Origin of the sequence: Myroides profundi (assembly GCF_000833025.1) — a bacterium.
Taxonomy (GTDB): Bacteria; Bacteroidota; Bacteroidia; order Flavobacteriales; family Flavobacteriaceae; genus Flavobacterium; species Flavobacterium profundi_A.
Genome location: NZ_CP010817.1, coordinates 569479 through 593481, shown reverse-complemented (window position 1 = coordinate 593481; position 24003 = coordinate 569479). Strand labels below are relative to the sequence as shown.

The following is a 24003-nucleotide window of genomic DNA, read 5'->3' as shown; positions in this document are numbered from 1 at the left end:
ACCAATATCCGTTAATTTCCAAAATTATATCGCATTGTAAAACCTGCTCGAATATTCGTGATTGGATACATAGTCGAAATTACCGCTTTAGAGAATGAATGATCATAGAAGAAGATCGCTGTAAGGTTCTTACTCAACATATAATCTGCTGTCAGTCTCAACGACCACATATCTTGTCCTCCTCCTGTCTGGCTATTTCCATAATCCAAATAACGTACTACAGTCTCTCTCTTGGTCAATGTGAAGTCTGCCTTAATATTAATATCACTAGCAATCCTTCCTCCCATTCCATTGTTAGCATACATCGAGTTAAATCCTACGTCTTTTACACGATATCCCAATCCTAATACAAAGTCGTTCCCATTAGTCTCTGTCAATAAATTATTGTCAAAACTCAACGATAACATTCTATCCTTTCTCATCTCTAAAGACATTCTGATCGAAGATTTGGTCTCCACATCAAAGCGGATTAAAGGATTAAACTGCTCAAATAGTGTAGCGTTGTTTACTACATATTTACTAGGGTAATTACCAAATTTATTTACTTCATTCGGAGCTTTATAATAGTCTGTATTATAACTATAAGACCCCAATGTATAAGATGCTCTATATCCATGATTAATAGAGAAGTTTTTGAAATTATCTTTAAACCAACCTATTTTCATCAATCCTCTATACTTCAAATTCCAGTTAGGCAAAGGCATTCCTTTAAACAATCCTGTAGAAACCTTATTCGCATCTTTACCTGTATACGCCGCTACAAAAGACGGTAATAATACAGATTGACTTCCCTTACTATATCCGATCGGGAATCCTTCTCTATCTAAGTTGGCTGGATTAGTAATATCAATACCACGCTCTACAGCTAATCTATTCGCTACGATAATACGATTGTCCAACATTCTGTCAAAAGTAGCCGAACTCATTAAATCACTACTAGAGAACGCTGTACTTATCATCACTGTAGACATACTGAAGTTACCATAACTATAAGGCGCTTGTCCTATATACTCTCCGTTCTGTACTACGAATTGTTCTGAATAGTTATCAGACTTCATACGCTCAGCATAAAGATCAATAGTCAAATCAGGTATTAAAGAAACTGAAGCATTCAAATTAAGTGTCTTATTACTAATCGTAGTATAAGGTTGATTCATCTCTGGGTAATCTGTTAAATACCCTTTGCGAGCAGCATCATATCTAATGTCTGCTTGGTTACCGAATACGAACCCTAAATCAGGTTTAGACGTACCAAAGAAACCTACAGTAGGTAAGAAACCTGGTAACATCGTACCACTATTCTCAGAATAATTAATCTGGATATTCTTTACTGATGTTAATACCCCTATTAATAAATCTTTCGTAGCTGTACCAAATGCTGATGGCTCCCCTTTCTCCTTGTTGTCTTTTTTCTTAGTATCTTCTTTCGCTTGTACTACTTTCTGTCCAGGAACGATAGTTGCTTTTTTCGCTTTAGAAGGAGTTCTTTTGCGATCTGAGCTTTTCACTAATCCTAAATAACGATACAAAGTCTCCATACCTAAAGTAGTGTTCAGACGTTGTGTTCTAGCATTCTGAATCGTGTTCCCCAAAGAATAATTAATACCGTCTATGTCAATATTAGAATAAGCGTCTGATGCACGTTGCCAGTTAAAACTACCTGTATAAGCATAGTTAGAACGGATAAAAGACAATACTGGAATCTTACTAAAAGGCAATTCATAGTTCACTGTTAACTGTTGGGTAAACTGATTAGGCTCACCAATATTAAAGTAATCATCCCATATTGTATTCGTATTATCTACGATTCCATTTACACTGTCATAATAATTTCGAACAATATTATTACTACCTCCGATATAGCTTAGACGAAGAGATTTAGTCAAGTCAAAGTTGAATCCAAAGTTATAATTAAAGAAATAGTTTCTTCTATACAATGGATCTAGACCTATCCCTTCTACGTCTATCAATCTAAACTCTTGTCTATTATACTGACGCATAATATTAGAACTAAACGATATATTAGTAGGCACATAATTAAAGTTAAAATCTCTAAGTAATCCCCAATATTGCCCTTTCATAAAACCGATATTTTTAAAAGGTTCTACAGACTTCGTTTCGAAAGCATAAGTATAATCAAGTGATGATCTCACTTGTTGTTCTAACATTGACTCTATTTCAAAATCGTGGTGTCTCACCTCATTATACGAGTGAGATACTGTGATATTCTCTATATCATAAATACGGTTCTTTTGTTCTGGCCCTCTCTGCTTATTAACGCCGATAAAGTTTATACTCTTACGCTTAGTATAGTCCATCGCTCTCTTCTCCGCCTCTTCTGTTTCTGCAGATGTCTTCGCTCCAGATTTAATGTAACTAAGCTTTAAGTCAGGGTTCATCGGATCGTACTCAGGTGTAATAAACTCTTCACTAATAGCATAGTTAAATGGCAATGTGATTCCCCAGCGTTTTGGTAACAACTGTCCTAGGTTTACATTCGTCATTACACTATACGACTTTCTATCTTCACGACTACGGTCATGAGGTCCTTGCTCTAATCCTCCGAAACCAATAGTAGACTTCATCCCTGTCAAAGAGATATTAGCAAAGTCTGCAATATTAGCATCGATAGTAGCTGTAGCTGCCCATCCTCCTTTATTATCCATGTCTGACATACGTAGTTCATCGAACCAGAACTCTCCTGATAAGGCTTCTGCTCCTGGCGAGATATTACGTATCCCTATCATCATCATCCTTACTTTTCCAAAGTTTGGATTCCCTTTTATCCCTAGTCTTACTTTATTAGGTTTATCTCCTGCGCTTGGATTTAACTCCTCTTCATTTACATAAAATATCTTAGAACTATCAAAACCAGGTCTAGATACTTCTCCCATCTTCATCACTTTTAGCTTCGCTAGTAAATCTATTGGAAGTTCTAATTCATTCTCTTTTGGCCAAATCGCATCAGGATTAGTTTCTCCACCATTTGTTATTTTTAAAGGTATCTCTACTTCATAGAAGTTCTCAATAACATCACTACCTATACGGATGAATGCTGCCATCTCATAATCTTGTAAACGTCTAGATACACCACTTTCTAATGACTCTCCATGGATAAACATTCTCAGTTTTTTATACTGACGCATGTCTACGTTAAAGTTCTTAAATACACCTCTAGCATCATTTGGCATCAAACCAAAAGGAGAGGCATTTTGATCTTTTGGATAAATCTTTAATGAAAGTGATTGTTCATTTTGATTAATCAATGTATTGTTCATATAAACCTGTTCTCTTCTCACTCCAGGAGGAGTTACATAAGGAATAGGTTTACGATCATAGTTATCAGTAAGGTTTACAGAAGATACGTTTATTCCTGTATTAGGATATTTCTCTTCATTATTCCCTGAAGTATCTTCCATAAGGTTTCTGTCATATCGCTTCCAATCCGATCGAACCAAATTTAAAGTTCCAAAACGAAGTGTTACTTGTTTCTCGAAACCTGTAAGATACATTCTCATAAACTTCATCGATCTCGTATCTTCTATAAGACCAACTTTCTTCCCTTTAGTGTCAATTGGAATTTTATACTGAATCCATCTCACATCAGATACAGATCCATCTGGCAACTGTACTTTTGTTTCTCTAATATCAGTTACGTATTCATCCCCTACTATAGTATTAGGTTTCACTTTCACCTTATACTCATAATAAGCGTCAATAGTATTCATGGTATTATCACCATCGATATCTTCTGTATCAGGTTGGTTATTACCTGCACGTCCACCGCCCGCTGGACTGTTATTTTCTAAACCATTATAATCTCTATAACGCTCTAGTATCCCACCTTGAGCATCTAAATAATGAACAAAGTTATCTGCTGCTGGATCGCTGAATCCTGCAAAATCTTTAAAGAAAGCTCTTTCTTCTTCATCATTTAAACCATCTAAACCTACGTCTTGTAGTCTTCTATTCTGTGCATTATTATCAAATGCATAAACTAAAGAAGGCGCTGAAGGTACTTTTCCCCAAATAGTATTAATCGTGGTAACAGCATTAGCACCTGTATCAGGTAGTCCATTCTCATACTGCTTATGTCCATCTCTTAAAATATCTTCAGAGATAAAACCTAAGTTTAACCTAAGCTCTCCTGTATTCTGAACAGTCAATGCATCACCACTCTTTCCTACATAAGGGTCCATTACCCAAAACTCTACAAACTCAATATTGGCTTGTTCAAAGTTCGTAGTTGCCAAACCACGCATAATACCTGCCCAGTTTTTTCTAGGAGTTAAAGAACGAGGATTAGTCAGATAACTTCTATCAAAGTTATAAGGCCCTCTCTCTTCTGGATAATAGGTCAAGTCTAATGTGTTAATCACACGACTCTCTCCATAAGCAATATCTTTATCAGGGAATAGCTCATTACTATAAATTCGACGAGTTCTATTAGATGATAGATCGTACTCACTTACCCCGTTTGGTTTATTCCCAACATAGAAAGTAGGGTCTATCGAATACCATGACATCTTAGACCTTCTATATCCATCTTCTAGTGAATATGCTGGTAATGCAACATCCTTGTCTTTATCACTATCGACTTCATTTAATTTATGAAACCCTACTGGCACACTCGATAACTTCCATGAAAGAGGTGACTTAACATCAATCACAGATTGCATCCCTTCGAAATCATCAATATAAGAAGTCGCTTCACCATTCATCTGATCTAATTTAGACGAACCTGGTTTTAAATAAGCGAACTCTCCTCTAAATGAAATTCTAGATTCTACATCTGTATCAATATTAGGTAATTTATTAACCATTCTAGTTAAGAAAGGGACCTCTGTAGAATACTGAGCGTTCAATCCCCAGATAGTATTATTCACAGCTTCTTGACCATAACTCGATTTATGAGTAAATGGACGTTCTGACATCTGTAAGAATGTACCTCCTAATATAAAGTCTTTGCTAAACTTATGCTCTACGTGCATTCCAAAGAAACGCTTAGTCTGCTGACCAAACATCGTATTATTCTCAACAGAAACTTCGATCGGTGTATTAGATGCTTGTAGTCCTGGATCTAATATCATCACACGTCCTCTACTATAATCTACTGTATAGTCGACTCCTTCTACTAATACCCTACCTGCAGCTCTAACAATAACTGATCCTGGAGCTACATTAAATGATCCAATAGGAATACCTTCTCCCATTGAACTAGAGAATTTCCCTTTTAACTGAAACTTATTCTTCTCATTTTGGCTTCGTAGAGCTTCTGCTTTAGTAGTACGATACATACTTCTAAAGACATATTTCGATTGGTTTTTATTATATGAACTAGATTCGTTATAATCTTCACTTAACTGATTAGCCGAAAGCTTTTTAAATAAATGTTCTCCAAAAGGCTCAACAGTTGTAAAAATAATACGACCATACATTGGGTCTATCGTAATCCCGTCAAATGTATTGCTGTTGTATTGGTTATTATTATTTCCGTATCCTCCACTGTTGCCATACCCACCGTTATTGCCGTATCCGCCATTATTTCCAAAACCACCATTGTTTCCAAAGCCGCCATTATTTCCACCATAACCTCCGTTATTACCACCATAGCCACCATTATTATTATTCCCGTAGCCGTTATTCATATTCCCTGCATTATTAGGGTTGTATGTATTCTGCATACCTCCATTAGGCAAGAAGTCAAAGAAACCATCTCCTCCTTGTTGAGGGTCATTCGTATAATTCAATCTATCTAAATGGAATACTTTTAATAATGGTGTACGCTCTACATCTGGAGGCAACGGTTTACCATCCACAGAACTAATATAATTCAATGGACTAGGATCTGTATAAAGAATATTAAATCTAAACTTATCTTGTGAGATATACATCGCATTCGGAATCTGATAGATATTCTTCATCATCAGTTTCCAAACAGGCTGACCTACTAAAGTAAAATTACTTTTTAATAACTTCAGAATAAGCGATTGACTTTGTGGTACATCAGGATTTACTTCATCTACACCAGGAGGCAATACAGTCATCCCACCATCTGTACCAAACTCACCCACTTGATATATCTTATCTCCAATAGAATATTGGAACGCTACAGCAAGAACTTCGTCATTAGAAAGTTTTTGTTGTAATGATATGTATCCTAACTGAGGATGGAATGTGAACTCATTGGCATTTAACTTACGTGCTCCCTCTAAACGTACAAAATCTCGTCCTTCTTGTACAGGTACAGTAAAACCACTTGCACCTGATGTATTTAATCGAATAGATGAATTTAAATAATTACTACCAATATTCCCTGGGTCATATTGGTTATTCGCATTATCAGGGTATGCATTAGGTACTCCATTAATAGTAAAGAAATCAGGCTCTGGCTTAGAAACAACATCTGTATTAGGTCTTCCTAATTTATTCTGTCCTTCTCCTAAATCCTGTATAGCTATAATATTACGTGCATTATTACCTGTTTGATTAACGCGTCCATATCGATTCGTTATCCATACTTCTACACGGGTAATACGTACTCTACTTTTTATAAAAGGATATTTCTCTAAAGCCTCATCATAGTTATTTCTAAAATAATGAGATAAAAAGAAGTGTCTATCCTCATCATAATCTAATGCATCTAATTCAAACTCTTCTAATGTTCCTGCTCCGTCAGCACGAATAGAAGTCGTCTGAGACTTCTGCTCTGAGAACACTCCTGTAATAGTGGTTCTACCAAACTGTAATTCTGTCTTTACTCCAAATAAACTCTGTGCTCCTCTAACAAGTGAACCACTAATAGGCATACTTACATTACCTACTTCTACTTTACGTACGATATCATCTTCGTCTGGTGCGAAAGATAATTTCATCATATTCTGAAAGTCAAAAGTAGCCTGGGTGTCATAATTAATATTCACAGCTAGTCTAGTACCTACCATTCCTTGTAATCCCATACTAATGCGTTGATTAAAATCAAACGCCATATTCTTACGATTACGCGTAGATACTACCGGGTTATCCTGTTTACTATAACGAACTCCCATATCAAACTCTACAGATCCTGTAGGTTTAACATCAATAGTATTGGATCCAAAAATAGTACTGAATAACTTCGAATTCACATAATAACGCGGTAACATATCACGCTTGATCTCTTCATTCTCCTCGCGTCCATGCATTACATTAAATCGCTGCTGAAAGTACTTACGCAACTCTGCACGCATAATAAGCTCCTCAAACTCTTTACGAGTTAGTACAAGAGGATAATTGACATTAAATCCGTCAAAGGTTTTAGTAAAGTAGTAACTATCCGTTAGAGGATCATAGGAATATGCTTCCTTAATAAGGTTAGGATCAGGTATGACAATTTTCCCAATATCATATTGAGTTTGTAAACTATCAGCTACTTGTTCATCTGGATCTTGAGCATACATCCCATGTACGCTCAAAAAAAGAACAACTAGCCAAAAAAAAATTGACTTTGATATAGGAAATTGCCCCCTCAAAATTTATAAGTTTTTTAAAGCTTGCTTAATGATGAATTCAACAGATGCATCAGGTGTTTGCTTCATAATCTTATCAACAACTTTCTCAGCTGATTTACGTACAAAACCTAATACCTCTAAAGCTGATAACGCTTCATCTGCATTTGTATTGTTAATAACAGGAGAAACTTCATCAATATTATACAATTTTATTACCTTTTCTTGTAAGTCAAGTATAACACGCTGAGCAGTTTTAGCCCCAATCCCTTTTACAGACTGGATTGTTTTTACATCAGCAGAAGCAATGGCTTGTAGAAGCTCTTTAGGAGCAATAGATGAAAGCATATTACGTGCAGTATTACCACCAATACCAGAAACTGATATCAATAGTTTAAATAATTCACGTTCTATTTTATCTATAAAACCGAACAGAGTATGTCCGTCTTCTTTTATTTGTAGGTAAGTATATAATCTCAAATTTTCTGAGGAACCAATTTGAGAAAAAGTATGCAGGGAAATATGGATAAGATATCCTACTCCCCCGCAATCTATTACCACTTCCGTGGCTGTTTTTTCTACTAGGCGTCCTTGAATATGTGCTATCATTATTATATCGAATTTTACTTCAAAAATAACAATAAATATTAACTATTTACTAACAAATAACTAATCGCACAACTACTATTCAGAGTACCAGTATATTATTTCTTTTTGCGATTCTCGCGTACTTGAGCATCTACTACAGCTACAGCTGTCATATTAACCATCTCGTCAACACTAGCACCTAGTTGGAATACATGAACAGCTTTATCTAAACCTAAAATAATAGGACCAATAGATGTCGCTTTATTCAATTCTTTCAACATTTTATAAGTGATATTAGCAGAATCTAGGTTAGGGAAAATAAGTGTATTTACTTTCTTGTCCACTAACTTAGAGAAAGGGAATTTCTTCTTCAACATTTCACTATTTAAAGCGAAGTCGATTTGAATCTCTCCATCTACAATCATATCTGGATGTTGCTCATGTAAGATACTAACTGCCTCTTTCATTTTTGTTGGAGAAGCATTAGGTGCAGATCCAAAGTTAGCATACGATAACATTGCCACAACAGGTTCCATACCAAACATACGTACAGTCTTCTCTGTCATCACAGCTATTTTAGCTAAATCTTCAGCTGTAGGATCAGGGTTAATAGCAGTATCTGCTAAGAACATTGGCCCTCTCTTAGTCATCATTAAGTTCGTTGTAGCTACTCTACTTACACCTTGTGAACGAGGTATTAACTCTAAGATAGGTTTTACTACATTAGGATAACTACGAGAATATCCTGTCAACATAGCATCTGCCTGTCCTTCATTTACTAACATAGATGCAAAGTAGTTTCTTTCTAACATTAGTTTACCTGCATCATATAAAGTAACTCCTTTGCGCTTTCTAGTTTCCCAATAAGCATTAGCAAAAGCAGCTCTTCTTTCTTTTTGTTCATCTGACTTAGGATCAATAATCTCCACATCGTCATTAAACTCTATTTCTTTCTTAAGCTCTAAAATAGTTTCTTTATCACCTAATAAGATTGGAGTTACCATTCCTTCTTCATAAGCAATCTGAGCAGCCTTTAATACATCTAAATGATCTGCTTCAGCATATACTACACGTTTTGGTTCAGTCTTAGCACGGTTGATTAACATACGTACTAATTTATTATCTGATCCCATTCTCTCTTCTAAAGAAGATTTGTACTCTTCCCAATCTGTAATTGGAGCAAGTGCTATTCCACTTTCCATTGCTGCTTTAGCAACTGCAGGAGGAACAACAGATATAAGTCTTGGATCGAATGGCTTAGGAATAATATACTCTCTACCGAAAGTAAACTTAGTCTCACCGTAAGCGATATTTACTTGTTCAGGCACTGGCTCTTTAGCTAACTTAGCTAAAGCCACTACAGCAGCCATCTTCATTTCTTCGTTAATCTTAGTAGCACGTACGTCTAATGCCCCTCTAAAGATATAAGGGAAACCTAATACGTTATTAACTTGGTTAGGGAAGTCAGAACGACCAGTAGCCATAATAACATCCTTACGTGTAGAAGTTGCAAGGTTATAGTCGATTTCAGGTCTTGGATTAGCCATCGCAAAAACGATTGGGTTATCTGCCATTCCTAAAAGCATCTCTGGTTTTAATACATCTGCAGTAGACAATCCGATAAATACATCAGTTCCTTTTAAAGCATCTGTCAGTGAAATATCACTATCAACAGCGAACTCTCTTTGTAAATCTGAAATACGTGTATCGTCTTTCTTTAAAACACCTTTACTGTTAAACATTTTTATATTCTCTTGTTTAACACCAAAAGCTACATATAACTTAGCACATGCAATAGCAGCTGAACCTGCACCTGAAACTACCATCGTAATTTCTTCCATCTTCTTACCAGCTAACTCTACTGCATTTAGCAGAGCTGCTGCTGAGATAATAGCAGTACCATGTTGGTCATCGTGCATTACAGGAATATCTAACTCTTCTTTTAACCTTCTTTCAATTTCAAAAGATTCTGGAGCTTTGATATCTTCTAAGTTAATTCCTCCGAAAGTTGGAGAAATGTTTTTTACAGTTTCGATAAACTTATCTACATCAGTAGTATCTACCTCAATGTCAAAAACATCAATATCAGCAAAAATCTTAAACAGCAATCCTTTTCCTTCCATTACTGGCTTAGATGCCTCAGCTCCGATATCTCCAAGTCCTAGTACTGCAGTACCGTTAGAGATAACAGCAACTAAATTTCCTTTTGCTGTATATTTATATACATTATTTACATCGCTTGCAATTTCCAGACAAGGCTCTGCTACACCTGGTGAATATGCTAAGGCTAAGTCTCTTTGTGATGAATACTTCTTCGTAGGAACAACTTGTATCTTACCAGGCGTTGGTTCAGCATGGTATTTAAGTGCTTCTCTACGTAAACTATCTTTATTCATATATTTACATTTAACGTGATGAACAAAGATAACCTTTTTGTAATATAATTCGGATTTACGAAATTCACTCCCCTAAAAATTGCATATTTCGCAACAAGCCCTCATATTTCGTCCTTTTAATTGCGGATTTTTTAAAAATTTCATTAAAAGTCTCCTTCGTAAGTTCTTTCCATTCGTGCTTTGAATACTCTATTAACGCATTATTAGGAATAAATCTCTGCTCTTTATGGGGAGATGCAAACCGATTCCACGGACAAACATCTTGACAAACGTCACAACCAAACATCCAATTATCTAATTTTCCACTAAATTCAGTTGGAATATCATCTTTCAATTCTATGGTAAGATAGGAAATACATTTACTCCCATTTACAATATGAGCACTTTCAATAGCTTCTGTAGGACAAGCATCTATACACTTGGTACACGTTCCGCAATGATCAGTTGTAGGGCCGTCTTCTTCTAATTCTAAATCAATTATTAATTCAGCAATAAAAAAGAAAGAACCACTTTTTCTATTAATCAAATTGTTATTCTTACCTACCCATCCTAAGCCAGCCTTAGCTGCCCAAGCTTTATCTAAAACAGGTGCAGAATCAACAAATACTCGTCCATCTACAGCCCCAATTTCACTTTCTATAAAATAAAGAAGCTCTTTTAACTTATCTTTAATCACATGGTGATAATCCTCTCCATAAGCATACTTTGATATTTTATAACTATCGCTAACCTGCCTTTCTTCTGGATAGTAATTTAAAGTTAATGACACCACACTTTTTGCTCCTTCAACAAGTAGTCTAGGATCAAGACGTTTATCGAAATGATTCTCCATATAAGACATCTGTCCATGCATCTGTTTATTCAACCACTGCTCTAAACGAGGAGCCTCTACTTCTAAAAAATCAGCTTTAGAAATACCACAAGACGAAAAGCCAAGGCGTTTGGCCTCGGCTTTTATCATATTAGAATATTTACTTTTATTTTCAATCATTTAATCACTTCTATGACCACTACATATCAAAAAGCCCTCCTTGAGGATGAACTCTTTCTCTACCTAAGTGCTTATAAGCTTTATCAGTTACCTCACGTCCCCTAGGAGTACGTACAATAAAACCTTCTTGAATTAAATAAGGCTCATAAACTTCCTCTATCGTTTCACCATTCTCAGAAACAGCAGTCGCTAATGTAGATAGTCCTACAGGTCCACCTTTAAACTTATCTATAATCGTACTCAGTATCTTATTATCCATCTCATCTAATCCAAAAGAATCTACATTCAATGAATTTAAAGCATACTTAGAAATCTCTATATCAATATCACCGTTCCCCTTGATCTGTGCGAAATCACGTACACGTCTCAACAAAGCGTTTGCAATACGAGGTGTTCCTCTACTTCTACCCGCTATCTCAATAGCAGCTTCTAGATCTATGTGAACCCCTAATATAGAGGCACTACGTTCAATAATAGTTGCTAATAATTCTTTATTATAATACTGAAGACGACTTTGAATACCAAAACGTGCTCGCATAGGTGAGGTCAATAAACCAGAACGAGTAGTAGCTCCTACTAATGTAAAAGGATTTAAATGAATCTGAACCGTACGTGCATTCGGACCAGACTCTATCATAATATCAATCTTGAAGTCCTCCATAGCAGAATATAAATACTCTTCTACTATAGGACTTAAACGATGAATCTCATCAATGAATAAAACATCGCGTTCCTCAAGATTAGTTAATAATCCTGCTAAATCACCTGGTTTATCTAAAACTGGTCCAGAAGTAATCTTAATTCCCACATCAAGTTCATTAGCTAAAATATTAGCTAATGTAGTCTTACCAAGTCCTGGAGGTCCATGAAACAAAGTATGATCTAAAGCTTCTCCCCTTTGATTAGCAGCTTCAACGAAAATCTTTAAATTCTCTAATACCTGATCTTGCCCAGCAAAATCATCAAATGACAGCGGGCGTAACTTCTTCTCAACATCTAATTCATCAGAAGAAAAGTGCTTATTAGTTGGGTTTAAATTCTCATTCATAGTACAAATATAATTCAAATATCAGAGTCTACACTAACAAAAAAAGTCATCCTTTCGGATGACTTTTTAATATCTATAAGAAATATAATCTTAGTGATGTAATTCCTCTTCACCTGCAACGAATGGCATGTTTTGAGGAGCGTAATCTTCTGGTAATCCAGGTTTACTATAGTCATAAGGCCATCTGTAAACAACTGGTAATTCTCCAGGCCAGTTACCATGAATATGTTCAACTGGTGTAGTCCACTCAAGAGAGTTACTTCTCCATGGGTTCTGAGTAGCTTTCTTACCATAGAAAATACTATAGAAGAAGTTCCATAAGAACACTAATTGGAAAGCAGATCCAACTAAAGCGAATACTGTAATTAACACGTTTACATCGTAGAACTCATCAAATAATGGGAATGCAGTATTTGAATAATAACGACGTGGTAAACCAGCTAATCCGATGAAGTGCATTGGGAAGAATACTCCGTAAGCACAAACTGCAGTTACCCAGAAGTGGATATAACCTAAGTTTTTGTTCATCATACGTCCAAACATTTTAGGGAACCAGTGGTAGATACCAGCAAACATTCCGTAAAGAGCAGAAATACCCATTACTAAGTGGAAGTGAGCAATAACGAAATATGTATCGTGAACGTTGATATCTAATGTTGAATCTCCTAAAATAATCCCTGTTAAACCTCCTGTAATAAACGTAGATACGAATCCAATACAGAATAACATTGCAGGGTTCATTTGGATATTACCACTCCAAATTGTAGTGATATAGTTGAATGCTTTTACTGCTGAAGGAATTGCAATCAACAATGTAGTAAATGTAAATACAGATCCTAAGAATGGGTTCATACCAGATACGAACATGTGGTGTCCCCATACAATTGTTGATAAGAAAGCAATACCTAAGATAGAAGCAATCATCGCACGGTAACCGAAAATAGGTTTACGAGCGTTACAAGCAATAATTTCTGACGTAATACCCATCGCTGGTAAAATTACGATATATACCTCAGGGTGACCTAAGAACCAGAATAAGTGCTCATATAATACAGGAGAACCTCCTTGGTAATGTAATACCTCTCCAGCTAAATAAATATCAGATAAGAAGAATGATGTTCCAAAACTTCTATCGAATAACAATAATAAAGCTGCTGATAATAAAACTGGGAATGATACGATACCAATAATAGCTGTAGTAAATAAAGCCCACACTGTTAATGGTAATCTTGTCATAGACATTCCTTTAGTTCTTAAGTTAATTACTGTAGCAACGTAGTTTAACGATCCCATTAAAGAAGATGCGATAAAGATTGCCATAGATACTAACCATAATGTCATCCCCATTCCCGAACCAGGAATAGCCTGAGGTAATGCACTCAGCGGAGGATATACTGTCCATCCAGAAGATGCTGGTCCTCCTTCTACAAATAATGAAATAATCATTAATACTGCAGAGATAAAGAATAACCAATAAGATAACATATTTAAGAATCCTGAAGCCATATCACGTGCTCCAATCTGCAATGGAATAAGTAAGTTCGAGAACGTACCACTTAATCCAGCAGTTAAAACGAAGAATACCATTATGGTACCGTGCATCGTTACTAGGGCAAGATAAGCATCATTTTTCATAACTCCATCAGGAGCCATTTTATCACCTAAAAACCATTTGAATACTGTGAAAGATTCTTCTGGCCAAGCAATTTGCATTCTAAATAACAGAGACATTCCAATCCCGATGATTCCCATAATAATACCTGTAATCAAGTATTGTTTAGCAATCATCTTGTGGTCTAAACTAAACACATATTTAGTAAAGAAGTTCCCTTTATCGTGATGATCATGATCATGTGAGTGATCGTGATTGTTTTCGTGTCCTTCTACTGACATAGTTATAGATTGATTTTAATATGTGAGTTTTATTTTCCTACTTGAGCGATAGCTTCAGTTTCAACTTCTTCAACTGCTGCAGGAACTTCCTCTACTGCTGGAGCAGGTGCATTACTAGCTTTTTCAGCAGCAACTTGCTCTTTTAATGTAGGAAGCTCTTTCAACCAAGATTCGAATTCTTCAGGAGTCTCTACAACAACTTTCATTTGCATGTTATAGTGAGAAGCTCCACAAATCTTATTACATAAAATTAAATAATCAAATGAATAAGGTTCTAATGCCTCTTCTCCTTTAGCAATTAACTCTTGGCTTCTTTCAGCTCTAATATCGTTAATATTACTAACTTTTTTTACAATCGCCTCACGTTCTCTCATTTCTGCTGTAGTAACAGTAGGAACGAAAGCAAACTGAGTAACCATACCAGGAACACAGTTCATTTGTGCTCTAAAGTGAGGTAAGTAAGCTGAGTGAAGTACGTCTTGTGAACGGAATTTCAATACTACTTTTTTACCTTTTGGTAGGTGTAATTCTTTTGCCATTTTATCATCAGCAGCATTCGGGTCAGACATATCCACCCCTACTAAATTGATACCTTCTATAAAACGAACGTTAGCTTTACCTAAAGTGTTATCTGTTCCAGAGTAACGAACATCCCATCCGAATTGTTTAGCATATACTTCAACAATAAGAACGTCTTCTTCTTCATCTACAAACATAATATCATTCCAAGCAAATAATCCATAAAGAATTAAACCTGATAATGTAATTACAGGAATAATTGTCCAAAGAGCTTCTAATTTATCATTATCTGAATAGAAACGAGCTTTTCTACCGTTTATTCCACGTCCTTTGAATGCAAAGTAGTGTAATAAGAACTGAGTAAAAATTTGAACAACTCCAATTAATCCCATTGAGATCCACATTAAATTGTCAACCTCTTTTCCGTGCTCTGACGCAGGGTTATCCATCAAAGGAAAGCTTCCATACTCAACTAAACAGAAGATAGTAAAGATATAGATGAATCCTAAGAAAGCGAAAGTCAAATAACCATTGATGTTATTATCCTTCTCATTAGCGATCTCTGTAGAAATATCATCAGGATGAGAACCTACTTGAGTTAAATCAAATATTTTCGTCAATTGCCATACAGCAACTCCTAATAATACAACCGCAGCTAATATTAATAAACTTGTCATTTGTTTATTTTTAAATATTAATAGTGAAAATGTTTACTCTCTTCAATCAATGGGTTATTCTTAGCTAATAATGGTGCTTTAGCAATTGCACTAAATCCTACATAGATAAATAATCCAATGAAGAAGATAAGTGAAGCTATCTCAGAAACACCAATAAACCAAGAACCTCCAACTGTACCAGGAGAGATCATCATAAAGAAGTCAATATAGTGACCTACGATGATACAAGATCCTGCCATTACAACAATCCAAGTTAAACGTTTGAAATCTGTATTGATCAATAATAATAATGGCAATAAGAAATTCAATACTAACATTCCGAAGAATGGTAAGTTATACTCTTGAATTCTGAAGATGAAGTAAGTTACCTCCTCTGGAATATTAGAATACCACTGTAACATGAATTGAGAGAACCAAAGATAAGTCCAGAATATACTTAATCCAAACATAAATTTAGCTAAATCGTGAATATGACTAGTATTAACATATTCTAAGTATCCTTTGTTCTTTAAATAAAGAGTAACAAAAGCGATAGTTGTAATAGCTGTTACGAAGAAACTAGCGAATACATACCATCCGAATAATGTACTATACCAGTGAGTATCAATCGACATAATCCAATCCCAAGATGCCATAGACTCAGTAACGATAAAGAATACTAAGAAAGCAGCTGAAGCTTTAAATATCTTTTTGTAGTAAGTTTGATCACCACTCTCATCTAAAGCTAAAGATTGTTTACGAGCATAAATTCTATAAAAGTTCCATCCTGCTAAATAGATAACTGTTCTAATTAAGAAGAAAGGTACGTTTAAGTATCCTGCTTTTCCTTGAATAATTGAATCTGCATCAACTACTGCTTGGTCAGCCCATATAAATAAATGGTTACCTCCCAATACAGATATTAATAAAATCACGAAGAATATAACCGATCCTGGTAATACATAAGCAGATAATCCTTCCATTACTCTGAATAATACTGGAGACCATCCAGCACTAGCAGCATTGTTAATAGCATAAAAAGCTAAAATACCTACAGCTACTAACATAACGAAAATACAAGCTACATATAACGCAGTCCAAGGTTTGTTTTGCATTTGACCAAGAACATGTTCTAAATGTTTTTGATGTTCAGCATGATCAGCGTCAGACACAGAGTGGTCTGCAGCAGATACATGATGCTCACCACCATCATGATGAGCTTGCTCAGTTAAGATCTGCTCTACTTCAGCAGTTGTCTTAGGGGCACTGAAGAAACCATATGCAATCCCCACAAGTCCTAGAACCATAAGGACGATTGCAAAAGTCTTCAAATTTTTTGAAAATGTGTACATATCTAAACTTTCAAATAAGTTTTACAATTTATTATTCTGATTTCAATTTTAATACGTAATCTGTAACTAACCAACGTTCATGTTGAGTTAATTGGTTAGCATGAGATCCCATTGAATTCAAACCATAAGTAATTACGTGGTAGATTCCTCCTTCTGTAAGTTCTCTATCTTTATAGTTAGGAACCCCTAAGAATTTTTCTTTTTTCACTAAATTACCTTTTCCATCCCCAGCTCCTCCGTGACAAACTGAGCAGTAAATTGTATATAACTCTTTACCTTTTTCTAAATCTTTCTCCTCAGCAGATAATGGTGATTTTAGATTTAATCTAGCCATTGCTAAACCTTCTGTAGTATTCTCATACTCCTCAGGTGAAAATCCGCGTGGTATAGATCCTTCAGCAGGTAACTGACCTTCTTTACCATTTTTAAAAACTGTAGTAGGAACTTCAGAATATGTCTCATATGCAGATGACTCATACATATTTGGCATGAATTGATAGTTTGAACGTTCTTTATTAAAACAAGAAGTAGTCAAAACTGATACCCCTACTAAAGCTACTATTTTATATATCGTTTTCATTCTACAATTGCTTTTCAATTACTTTAACTTCAACTGCTCCCGTTTGTTTGAAGAACTCAATCGCTGCTGCTTCATCAGTTTTCAAAGCTACTTCCATTAAGAAGTGATCATCTGTAGTTCTTACATCAGGATTTTCAGCTTTCTTGAAAGGCCATAATTTACTTCTCATAAAGAAAGTAAGAACCATTAAGTGAGCTGCAAATAATACAGTCATCTCAAACATAATTGGAACGAATGATGGCATATTCTGAATGAAGCTAAAACTTGGTTTACCTCCAATATCTTGTGGCCAATCTACAATCATAATATAATACATCATGAATGTACCAAAAGAAAGTCCAACTAAACCATACAAGAAAGCACAGATAGCTAATCTTGTAGGTTTTAATCCCATAGCCTTATCTAGACCGTGTACTGGGAATGGTGTATAGATTTCTTCAATATGATGATGAGCATCTCGTGTTTCTTTTACAGCATGTAACAACACATCATCATCGTTGTATAGTGCGTGAATTACTTTATTACTCATAATATATTAATGATTTAAAGATTGATGATTCTCTTTGCTGTCTCTTTCTTTTTTGTAAAACTCTCCTGAAGATTTCAAGATTGTTTTTACCTCTGCTTGTGCAATTACAGGGAAACTTCTTGAATATAATAAGAATAACACGAAGAAGAAACCAATTGTACCGATGTAAATACCAGCATCTACGAATGTAGGTTGGAACATTGTCCATGAAGATGGTAAGTAGTCTCTGTGTAATGATGTAACGATAATTACGAAACGCTCAAACCACATCCCCACGTTTACTACTAAAGAGATAACAAACGATGCTAAGATATTAGTTCTAATTTTCTTGAACCACATTACCTGTGGAGAAATTACGTTACAAGTCATCATTAACCAGTAAGACCACCAGTAAGGTCCTGTTGCACGGTTTAAGAAAGCGTATTGTTCATACTCTACTCCTGAATACCAAGCAACCCATAACTCAGTAATATATGCTACCCCAACGATAGAACCAGTGATCATTACAATAATGTTCATTAATTCAATGTGTTGTACTGTAATATAATCTTCTAAGTTAGAAACTTTTCTCATGATGATAAGCAGGGTATTTACCATTGCGAATCCAGAGAAGATAGCTCCTGCTACGAAGTATGGAGGTAAGATTGTAGTGTGCCATCCAGGAATAACTGAAGTAGCAAAGTCAAAAGATACAATCGTGTGTACAGAAAGTACAAGAGGAGTAGCTAAACCAGCTAATACTAATGACACTTCCTCAAAACGTTGCCAGTCTTTTGCACGACCTGACCAACCAAATGATAAGATTGAGTATATTCTTTTTGTAAATGGCGTTATAGCTCTATCACGTAACATAGCGAAGTCAGGTAGTAAACCAGTCCACCAGAAAACTAATGATACTGATAAATACGTAGAAATCGCGAATACGTCCCATAATAATGGTGAGTTAAAGTTAACCCATAACGATCCGAACTGGTTAGGAATAGGTAATACCCAGTATGCTAACCATGGACGTCCCATGTGAATGATAGGGAATAAACCAGCCTGAACTACTGAGAAAATTGTCATTGCCTCAGCAGAACGGTTGATCGCCATTCTCCATTTTTGTCTAAATAATAATAATACTGCAGAAATTAACGTACCAGCGTGACCGATACCTACCCACCAAACGAAATTGGTAATATCCCAAGCCCATCCAACGGTTTTATTTAATCCCCAAGTTCCAATACCTGTACCTACAGTGTAAGCCATACAACCTACTCCCCATAGAAACGCTAATAAAGCTAAAGTAAAAACTCTCCACCATAGTTTATTCGCTCTCCCTTCTACAGGTCTAGCCACATCCACAGTTATATCGTGATATGATTTCTCACCAATAACTAAAGGTTTTCTAATGGGTGCTTCGTAATGTGACGACATAATCCTTTATATGTTTCTTTAATTAATAATTCTTTTAACTAGATATTTCTAACCTTAACGTGATAGAATACATTTGGTTTTGTTCCAATGTGCTCTAATAAATGGTAAGCTCTATCTGACTCAGCTAATTTAGTAATTTCTGACTCTTTATCATTTACATCACCAAATACCATCGCTCCACTTGAACAAGCTGCAGAACATGCAGTTTCAAATTCATTTGGACGAATTGCTCTTCCTTCATTCTTAGCTTTTAAGATTGTAGATTGAGTCATTTGGATACATAATGAACATTTCTCCATTACCCCTCTTGAACGAACTACAACGTCTGGGTTTAATACCATACGTCCTAAATCATCATTCATGTTGTAATCGAAAGCATCGTTCTGAGAATATAAGAACCAGTTGAAACGTCTAACTTTGTAAGGACAGTTGTTCGCACAGTATCTTGTACCAACACAACGGTTATAAGCCATATGGTTTTGTCCTTGACGACCATGAGATGTAGCAGCTACTGGACACACAGTCTCACATGGAGCGTGGTTACAGTGTTGACACATTACTGGTTGGAAAGCCACTTGTGGGTTTTCAGCTGGATGTTCTAATTCTTGGAACACTTCACGGTATTCTCCGAATCCATTTGCATTAACTTTCTTCTCGATATCTCCTGCGAATGTATCTTCTGAAGAGTAGTATCTATCGATACGTAACCAGTGCATATCTCTACTTCTTCTTACTTCTGACTTACCTACTACAGGTACGTTATTTTCAGCGTGACAAGAGATAACACAAGCACCACATCCAGTACATGCATTTAAATCAATTGATAAGTTGAAGTGATGTCCAACTGATCTATCAAATGATTCCCAGATATCAATAGTAGAAGCTTGTACAGTCTGGTGATCGTAAGAAACCACAGGTTTAATATTCCAGTCTTCAGCATCTTTTGTATTGAAGATCTCTAATGTAGTATCTTTTAAGATATCACCTCTACTCATTAAAGTGTTTTGTAACTGAACACAAGCGAACTCGTGGTCACCACCTACTTGAGTAATTGCAGCACCTTGTACTCCATTACAGTCTTTGTATAATGTGTAAGCATTAACACCTACTTGCATTTCTTCTTTTAATGCAGCTTTTCTACCGTAACCGAATGCTAAACCGATAGTACCTTGAGCTTGTCCTGGTTGGATAAGTGCTGGCACTTTTTCTAATTTAACACCGTTAGCTTCGATAGTAACATAGCTACCATTAAGACCACCATTAGCAACGTGGTAGTTCTTGATTCCTAATGACTCAGCATCAGCTTGAGCTACAGTTACGTAGTTATCCCAAGATACACGAGTGATAGGGTCTGGAAACTCTTGTAACCAAGGGTTATTAGCTTGTTGCCCGTCTCCCATACCAGTTTTAGTATAGAATACTAACTCTAAACCATCTACTTTCTTAGCAGAAGCTAATGCAGATGCAGCAGCTGAGAAATCAGCAGAAGCACTTACTTTAGAGTTTGTTCCAACAACAGCAAAACCATCGTGTACTAATTGATTCCAAGTTTTATCAGCTACATAAGACTTACCTACATTCTTAACATAGTCATAGTAAGCAGTATTGCTTCCTGACCATAATAATAATGAATCTTGTAATTGTCTAGTATCAAATAATGGACGGATTGTAGGTTGAGTTACAGAGTAGTGACCTTTTCTGATCATTACATCTCCCCAAGACTCTAAGTAGTGTGGAGCTGCAGCAGCAACAGTAGAAAGTAAAGCTGTTTCATCTTCTTTTAATGAGAAAGAAACTGAAGTTTTTACTTTTTTCAATCCTTCTACGAAAGCAGCAGAATCAGCTAAAGTATACACTGGGTTAACACCTGACATAATCAATGTGTGAACTTTACCAGCGTTCATATCTTTTACTAATTGTCCTACTTGAGTAGCATTACCTTGTCTAACATATTTTGTTTGCTCTGGTAAGAAAGCTTCTGATTGTAACGCTTCGTTGATTGCAAACACTAATAATTGAGCATTTACATCATCAAGACCTGTTACAACAACTCCTTTGTTTCCAGCAGATTTAAGTTGACTAGCCGCTTTTTTAATAGCATCTTCGTACTTATCTACAGCTGGAGCAGAAGCACTTCCTCCTACGATAGCATTGTATAACTTAACTAAAGCAGCTTTTTGATTAACTACAGTTAAAGGAATTCTCACGTCAGCATTAGCTCCTGATAAAGACATATTTGCCTCCATTTGGATATGCTTAGACATTTTTCCATTTTTAGGAATACGTTTTTGAGCGTAAGCTGAATCGTATCCTCCACCTTGCCAATCTCCTAAGATATCAGCGCCTACAGAAACGATTACATCAGCAGCACCGAAATCGTAATCTGCTAATCCACGTACACCATAAGCTTTCTCATAAGCATCTGCAGCAGCAGATGAAGATACAGCATCATATACAACGTGTTTAGCTGTTGGGTTAGCAGCGATAAACTCTGCTATAATTTTATCAGTAGATGGGCTAGCCATTGTATTTGTTAATAATACAACGTTTCCTCCATTTGCTTTTGCATCTTGTAGACTTGCTCTAACTTTTGCATCTACTTCATCCCATGAAGCACTTTTACCACTGATTTTAGATCCTTTCAGACGAAGGCTATCATACATTGATAAAACTGATGCGTTCACACGAGCGTTAGCTCCTGAGTAAGCATTAGCTAGTCTGTTATTATCAACTTTGATTGGACGCCCCTCACGAGTTTTGATCAGAACGTTTACAAAGTCAAATCCATCAGCAATAGTTGTTGCATAATAATCTGCAACACCAGGAATAATCTCCTCTGGCTGTACTACATACGGAATAGATTTCACAACAGGTCCCTCACATGCAGCTAAAGTTGCTGCTGCAGTAGAAAAACCTACATATTTCAAAAAGTCTCGACGAGTAGTTGATGAAGAAGACAATTTACTTTGATCTCCAAGAAATTCATCAGTAGGAATTTCTTCAACAAACTCATTGTTTCTTAGCGACTCAACAATAGAACTATTTTCATTCAGCTCCTCAACACTTTTCCAGTATTTTTTGTTTGATGCCATTGTATATATATATTAGCTTCTTATTCTTAATTTATTAATAGTGACATTTACCACACTCTAAACCTCCCATTTGAGCTACAGTCAATTTCTCAACTCCGTACTTCTCTGATAATTCTTTGTGAATCTTAGCGTAGTACTCATTGCTCTCTAACTTAACGTCAGTTTTTCTGTGACAGTCAATACACCATCCCATTGTTAATGGAGAGTGTTGTCTCATAATTTCCATTTCTTCAACTGGTCCGTGACAAGTTTGACATTCTAAACCTGCAACATTTACGTGTTGAGAGTGGTTGTAGTATGCGAAGTCAGGAAGATTGTGAATTCTAACCCACTTAACTGGTTTCTCTTTTCCAGTATATTTATTTGTCGAAGGATCCCATCCTACTGCATCATATAATTTTTGAATCTCTGCAGTATAGAATTCTGGAGTGTACTTACCGTAGTCTTTTCCAGCTTCACCTGTAAACTCATTGATATTCTCATGACAGTTCATACAAACGTTCAATGAAGGAATACCTGAAGTTTTACTAGATCTTGCAGCAGAGTGACAGTATTTACAGTCAATACCGTTATCTCCAGCGTGAATCTTGTGAGAGAAGTGAATTGGTTGTACTGGCTCATACCCTTGGTCAACACCTACTTGCATCATCCATCCATACGCAAAGTATGACCCGAATAACACTAATACGATAACAGAAACAATCACTAAAAATTTATTTTTAACGAATGCTGTACACAATGGAATTGATTTACGTACTTCAGGAGTTAATCCATTAACCTCTACTACTTTGTTTAATACTCTCTTAACGAAGAATAGCATAGTCACTAGAAGCATCAATACAACAACTAAAGCCCCTAATACAATAATATTAGAAACACCGTCATTGTTAGCTTGACTAGTAGCTCCACCTTCTGCACCAACTACAGGAGCAGGAGCAGCTTTCTCTTCTGAAGTATAAGCTAAAATGTTATCAATGTCTTCGTCTGACAATCCAGGGAAGTCATTCATAACAACCTTATTCCAGTCGTTAAATAATTTAACAGCAGCAGCATCTCCAGATTTAATCAATGAAGAACTACTTTTAATCCACTTGTGTAGCCAAGCTACATCATGTCGTTCAACTACTCCACGAAGAGCTGGTCCAGTAGAATTTCCATCCAACTTGTGACATGCAGCACAGTTAGAGTTAAACAATTCCTTACCTTTTGCTACATCTTGAGCAAACGAAATTGTAGTAAACGATAGCATTAACGCTAAACAAAAGAATAAAATCTTTGAAAACGAATTATGGTTACCCACTTTTTTCATAGTTATAAAATGATTTTCAACTAAACTTGGTCTTATTTAACAGCCAATTAGACCGCTATCTTATACACCTTATTTACAAACTCCGACAAAAATACAATTTATGAGTTACTCTTAAAACCTTTACTATGCTTAAAATACAATTTATAT

General features: G+C 35.9%; 13 protein-coding genes. All 13 read right to left on the bottom strand.

Translation table 11 applies throughout. The features are described 5' to 3' along the window. Positions 1-11: 11 nt before the first annotated feature. Positions 12-7511, bottom strand: a complete 7500-nt coding sequence (gene sov, locus MPR_RS02655; RefSeq protein WP_041888887.1) for a T9SS outer membrane translocon Sov/SprA — start codon at positions 7509-7511, stop codon at positions 12-14. A gap of 3 nt (positions 7512-7514) precedes the next feature. Further along, on the bottom strand, positions 7515-8096 hold the full coding sequence (gene ruvA / locus MPR_RS02650) for a Holliday junction branch migration protein RuvA (RefSeq protein WP_006257354.1): 582 nt from the start codon (positions 8094-8096) through the stop codon (positions 7515-7517). A gap of 95 nt (positions 8097-8191) precedes the next feature. Next, entirely contained in the window at positions 8192-10471 is a 2280-nt protein-coding gene (locus tag MPR_RS02645; RefSeq protein WP_041888886.1) for an NADP-dependent malic enzyme, read from the bottom strand. Positions 10472-10535: 64 nt separating this feature from the next. After that, positions 10536-11462: a tRNA epoxyqueuosine(34) reductase QueG gene (queG, locus tag MPR_RS02640; protein WP_041888885.1), complete on the bottom strand. Its 927-nt coding sequence runs from the start codon at positions 11460-11462 to the stop codon at positions 10536-10538. A 19-nt stretch (positions 11463-11481) separates the two neighbouring features. Then, positions 11482-12510 carry a Holliday junction branch migration DNA helicase RuvB gene (gene ruvB / locus MPR_RS02635; RefSeq protein ID WP_041888880.1) on the bottom strand — a complete coding sequence of 343 codons (1029 nt, stop codon included), beginning with the start codon at positions 12508-12510 and terminating at the stop codon, positions 11482-11484. Positions 12511-12600: 90 nt separating this feature from the next. Continuing rightward, positions 12601-14403 carry a cytochrome c oxidase subunit I gene (locus MPR_RS02630; protein WP_006257358.1) on the bottom strand — a complete coding sequence of 601 codons (1803 nt, stop codon included), beginning with the start codon at positions 14401-14403 and terminating at the stop codon, positions 12601-12603. 29 nt (positions 14404-14432) lie between these two features. Then, positions 14433-15599 (bottom strand): cytochrome c oxidase subunit II, encoded by a 1167-nt coding sequence (locus MPR_RS02625; protein WP_041888878.1) that lies wholly within the window; start codon positions 15597-15599, stop codon positions 14433-14435. A gap of 17 nt (positions 15600-15616) precedes the next feature. Then, on the bottom strand, positions 15617-16930 hold the full coding sequence (locus MPR_RS02620) for a hypothetical protein (protein WP_041888874.1): 1314 nt from the start codon (positions 16928-16930) through the stop codon (positions 15617-15619). A gap of 31 nt (positions 16931-16961) precedes the next feature. Continuing rightward, positions 16962-17510 carry a c-type cytochrome gene (locus tag MPR_RS02615; RefSeq protein ID WP_025125387.1) on the bottom strand — a complete coding sequence of 183 codons (549 nt, stop codon included), beginning with the start codon at positions 17508-17510 and terminating at the stop codon, positions 16962-16964. Position 17511: 1 nt separating this feature from the next. Then, positions 17512-18039, bottom strand: a complete 528-nt coding sequence (locus MPR_RS02610) for a DUF3341 domain-containing protein (protein ID WP_006257362.1) — start codon at positions 18037-18039, stop codon at positions 17512-17514. Positions 18040-18045: 6 nt separating this feature from the next. Next, positions 18046-19455, bottom strand: a complete 1410-nt coding sequence (gene nrfD / locus MPR_RS02605) for an NrfD/PsrC family molybdoenzyme membrane anchor subunit (protein ID WP_041888873.1) — start codon at positions 19453-19455, stop codon at positions 18046-18048. A gap of 38 nt (positions 19456-19493) precedes the next feature. Then, the gene (locus MPR_RS02600) at positions 19494-22547 is read right to left on the bottom strand and encodes a TAT-variant-translocated molybdopterin oxidoreductase (RefSeq protein WP_041888872.1); all 3054 of its coding nucleotides are present in this window, start codon (positions 22545-22547) and stop codon (positions 19494-19496) included. Between the two features lie 34 nt (positions 22548-22581). After that, positions 22582-23856, bottom strand: coding sequence for a c-type cytochrome (locus MPR_RS02595; RefSeq protein WP_006266302.1), 1275 nt, complete (start codon positions 23854-23856; stop codon positions 22582-22584). Positions 23857-24003: the final 147 nt, after the last annotated feature.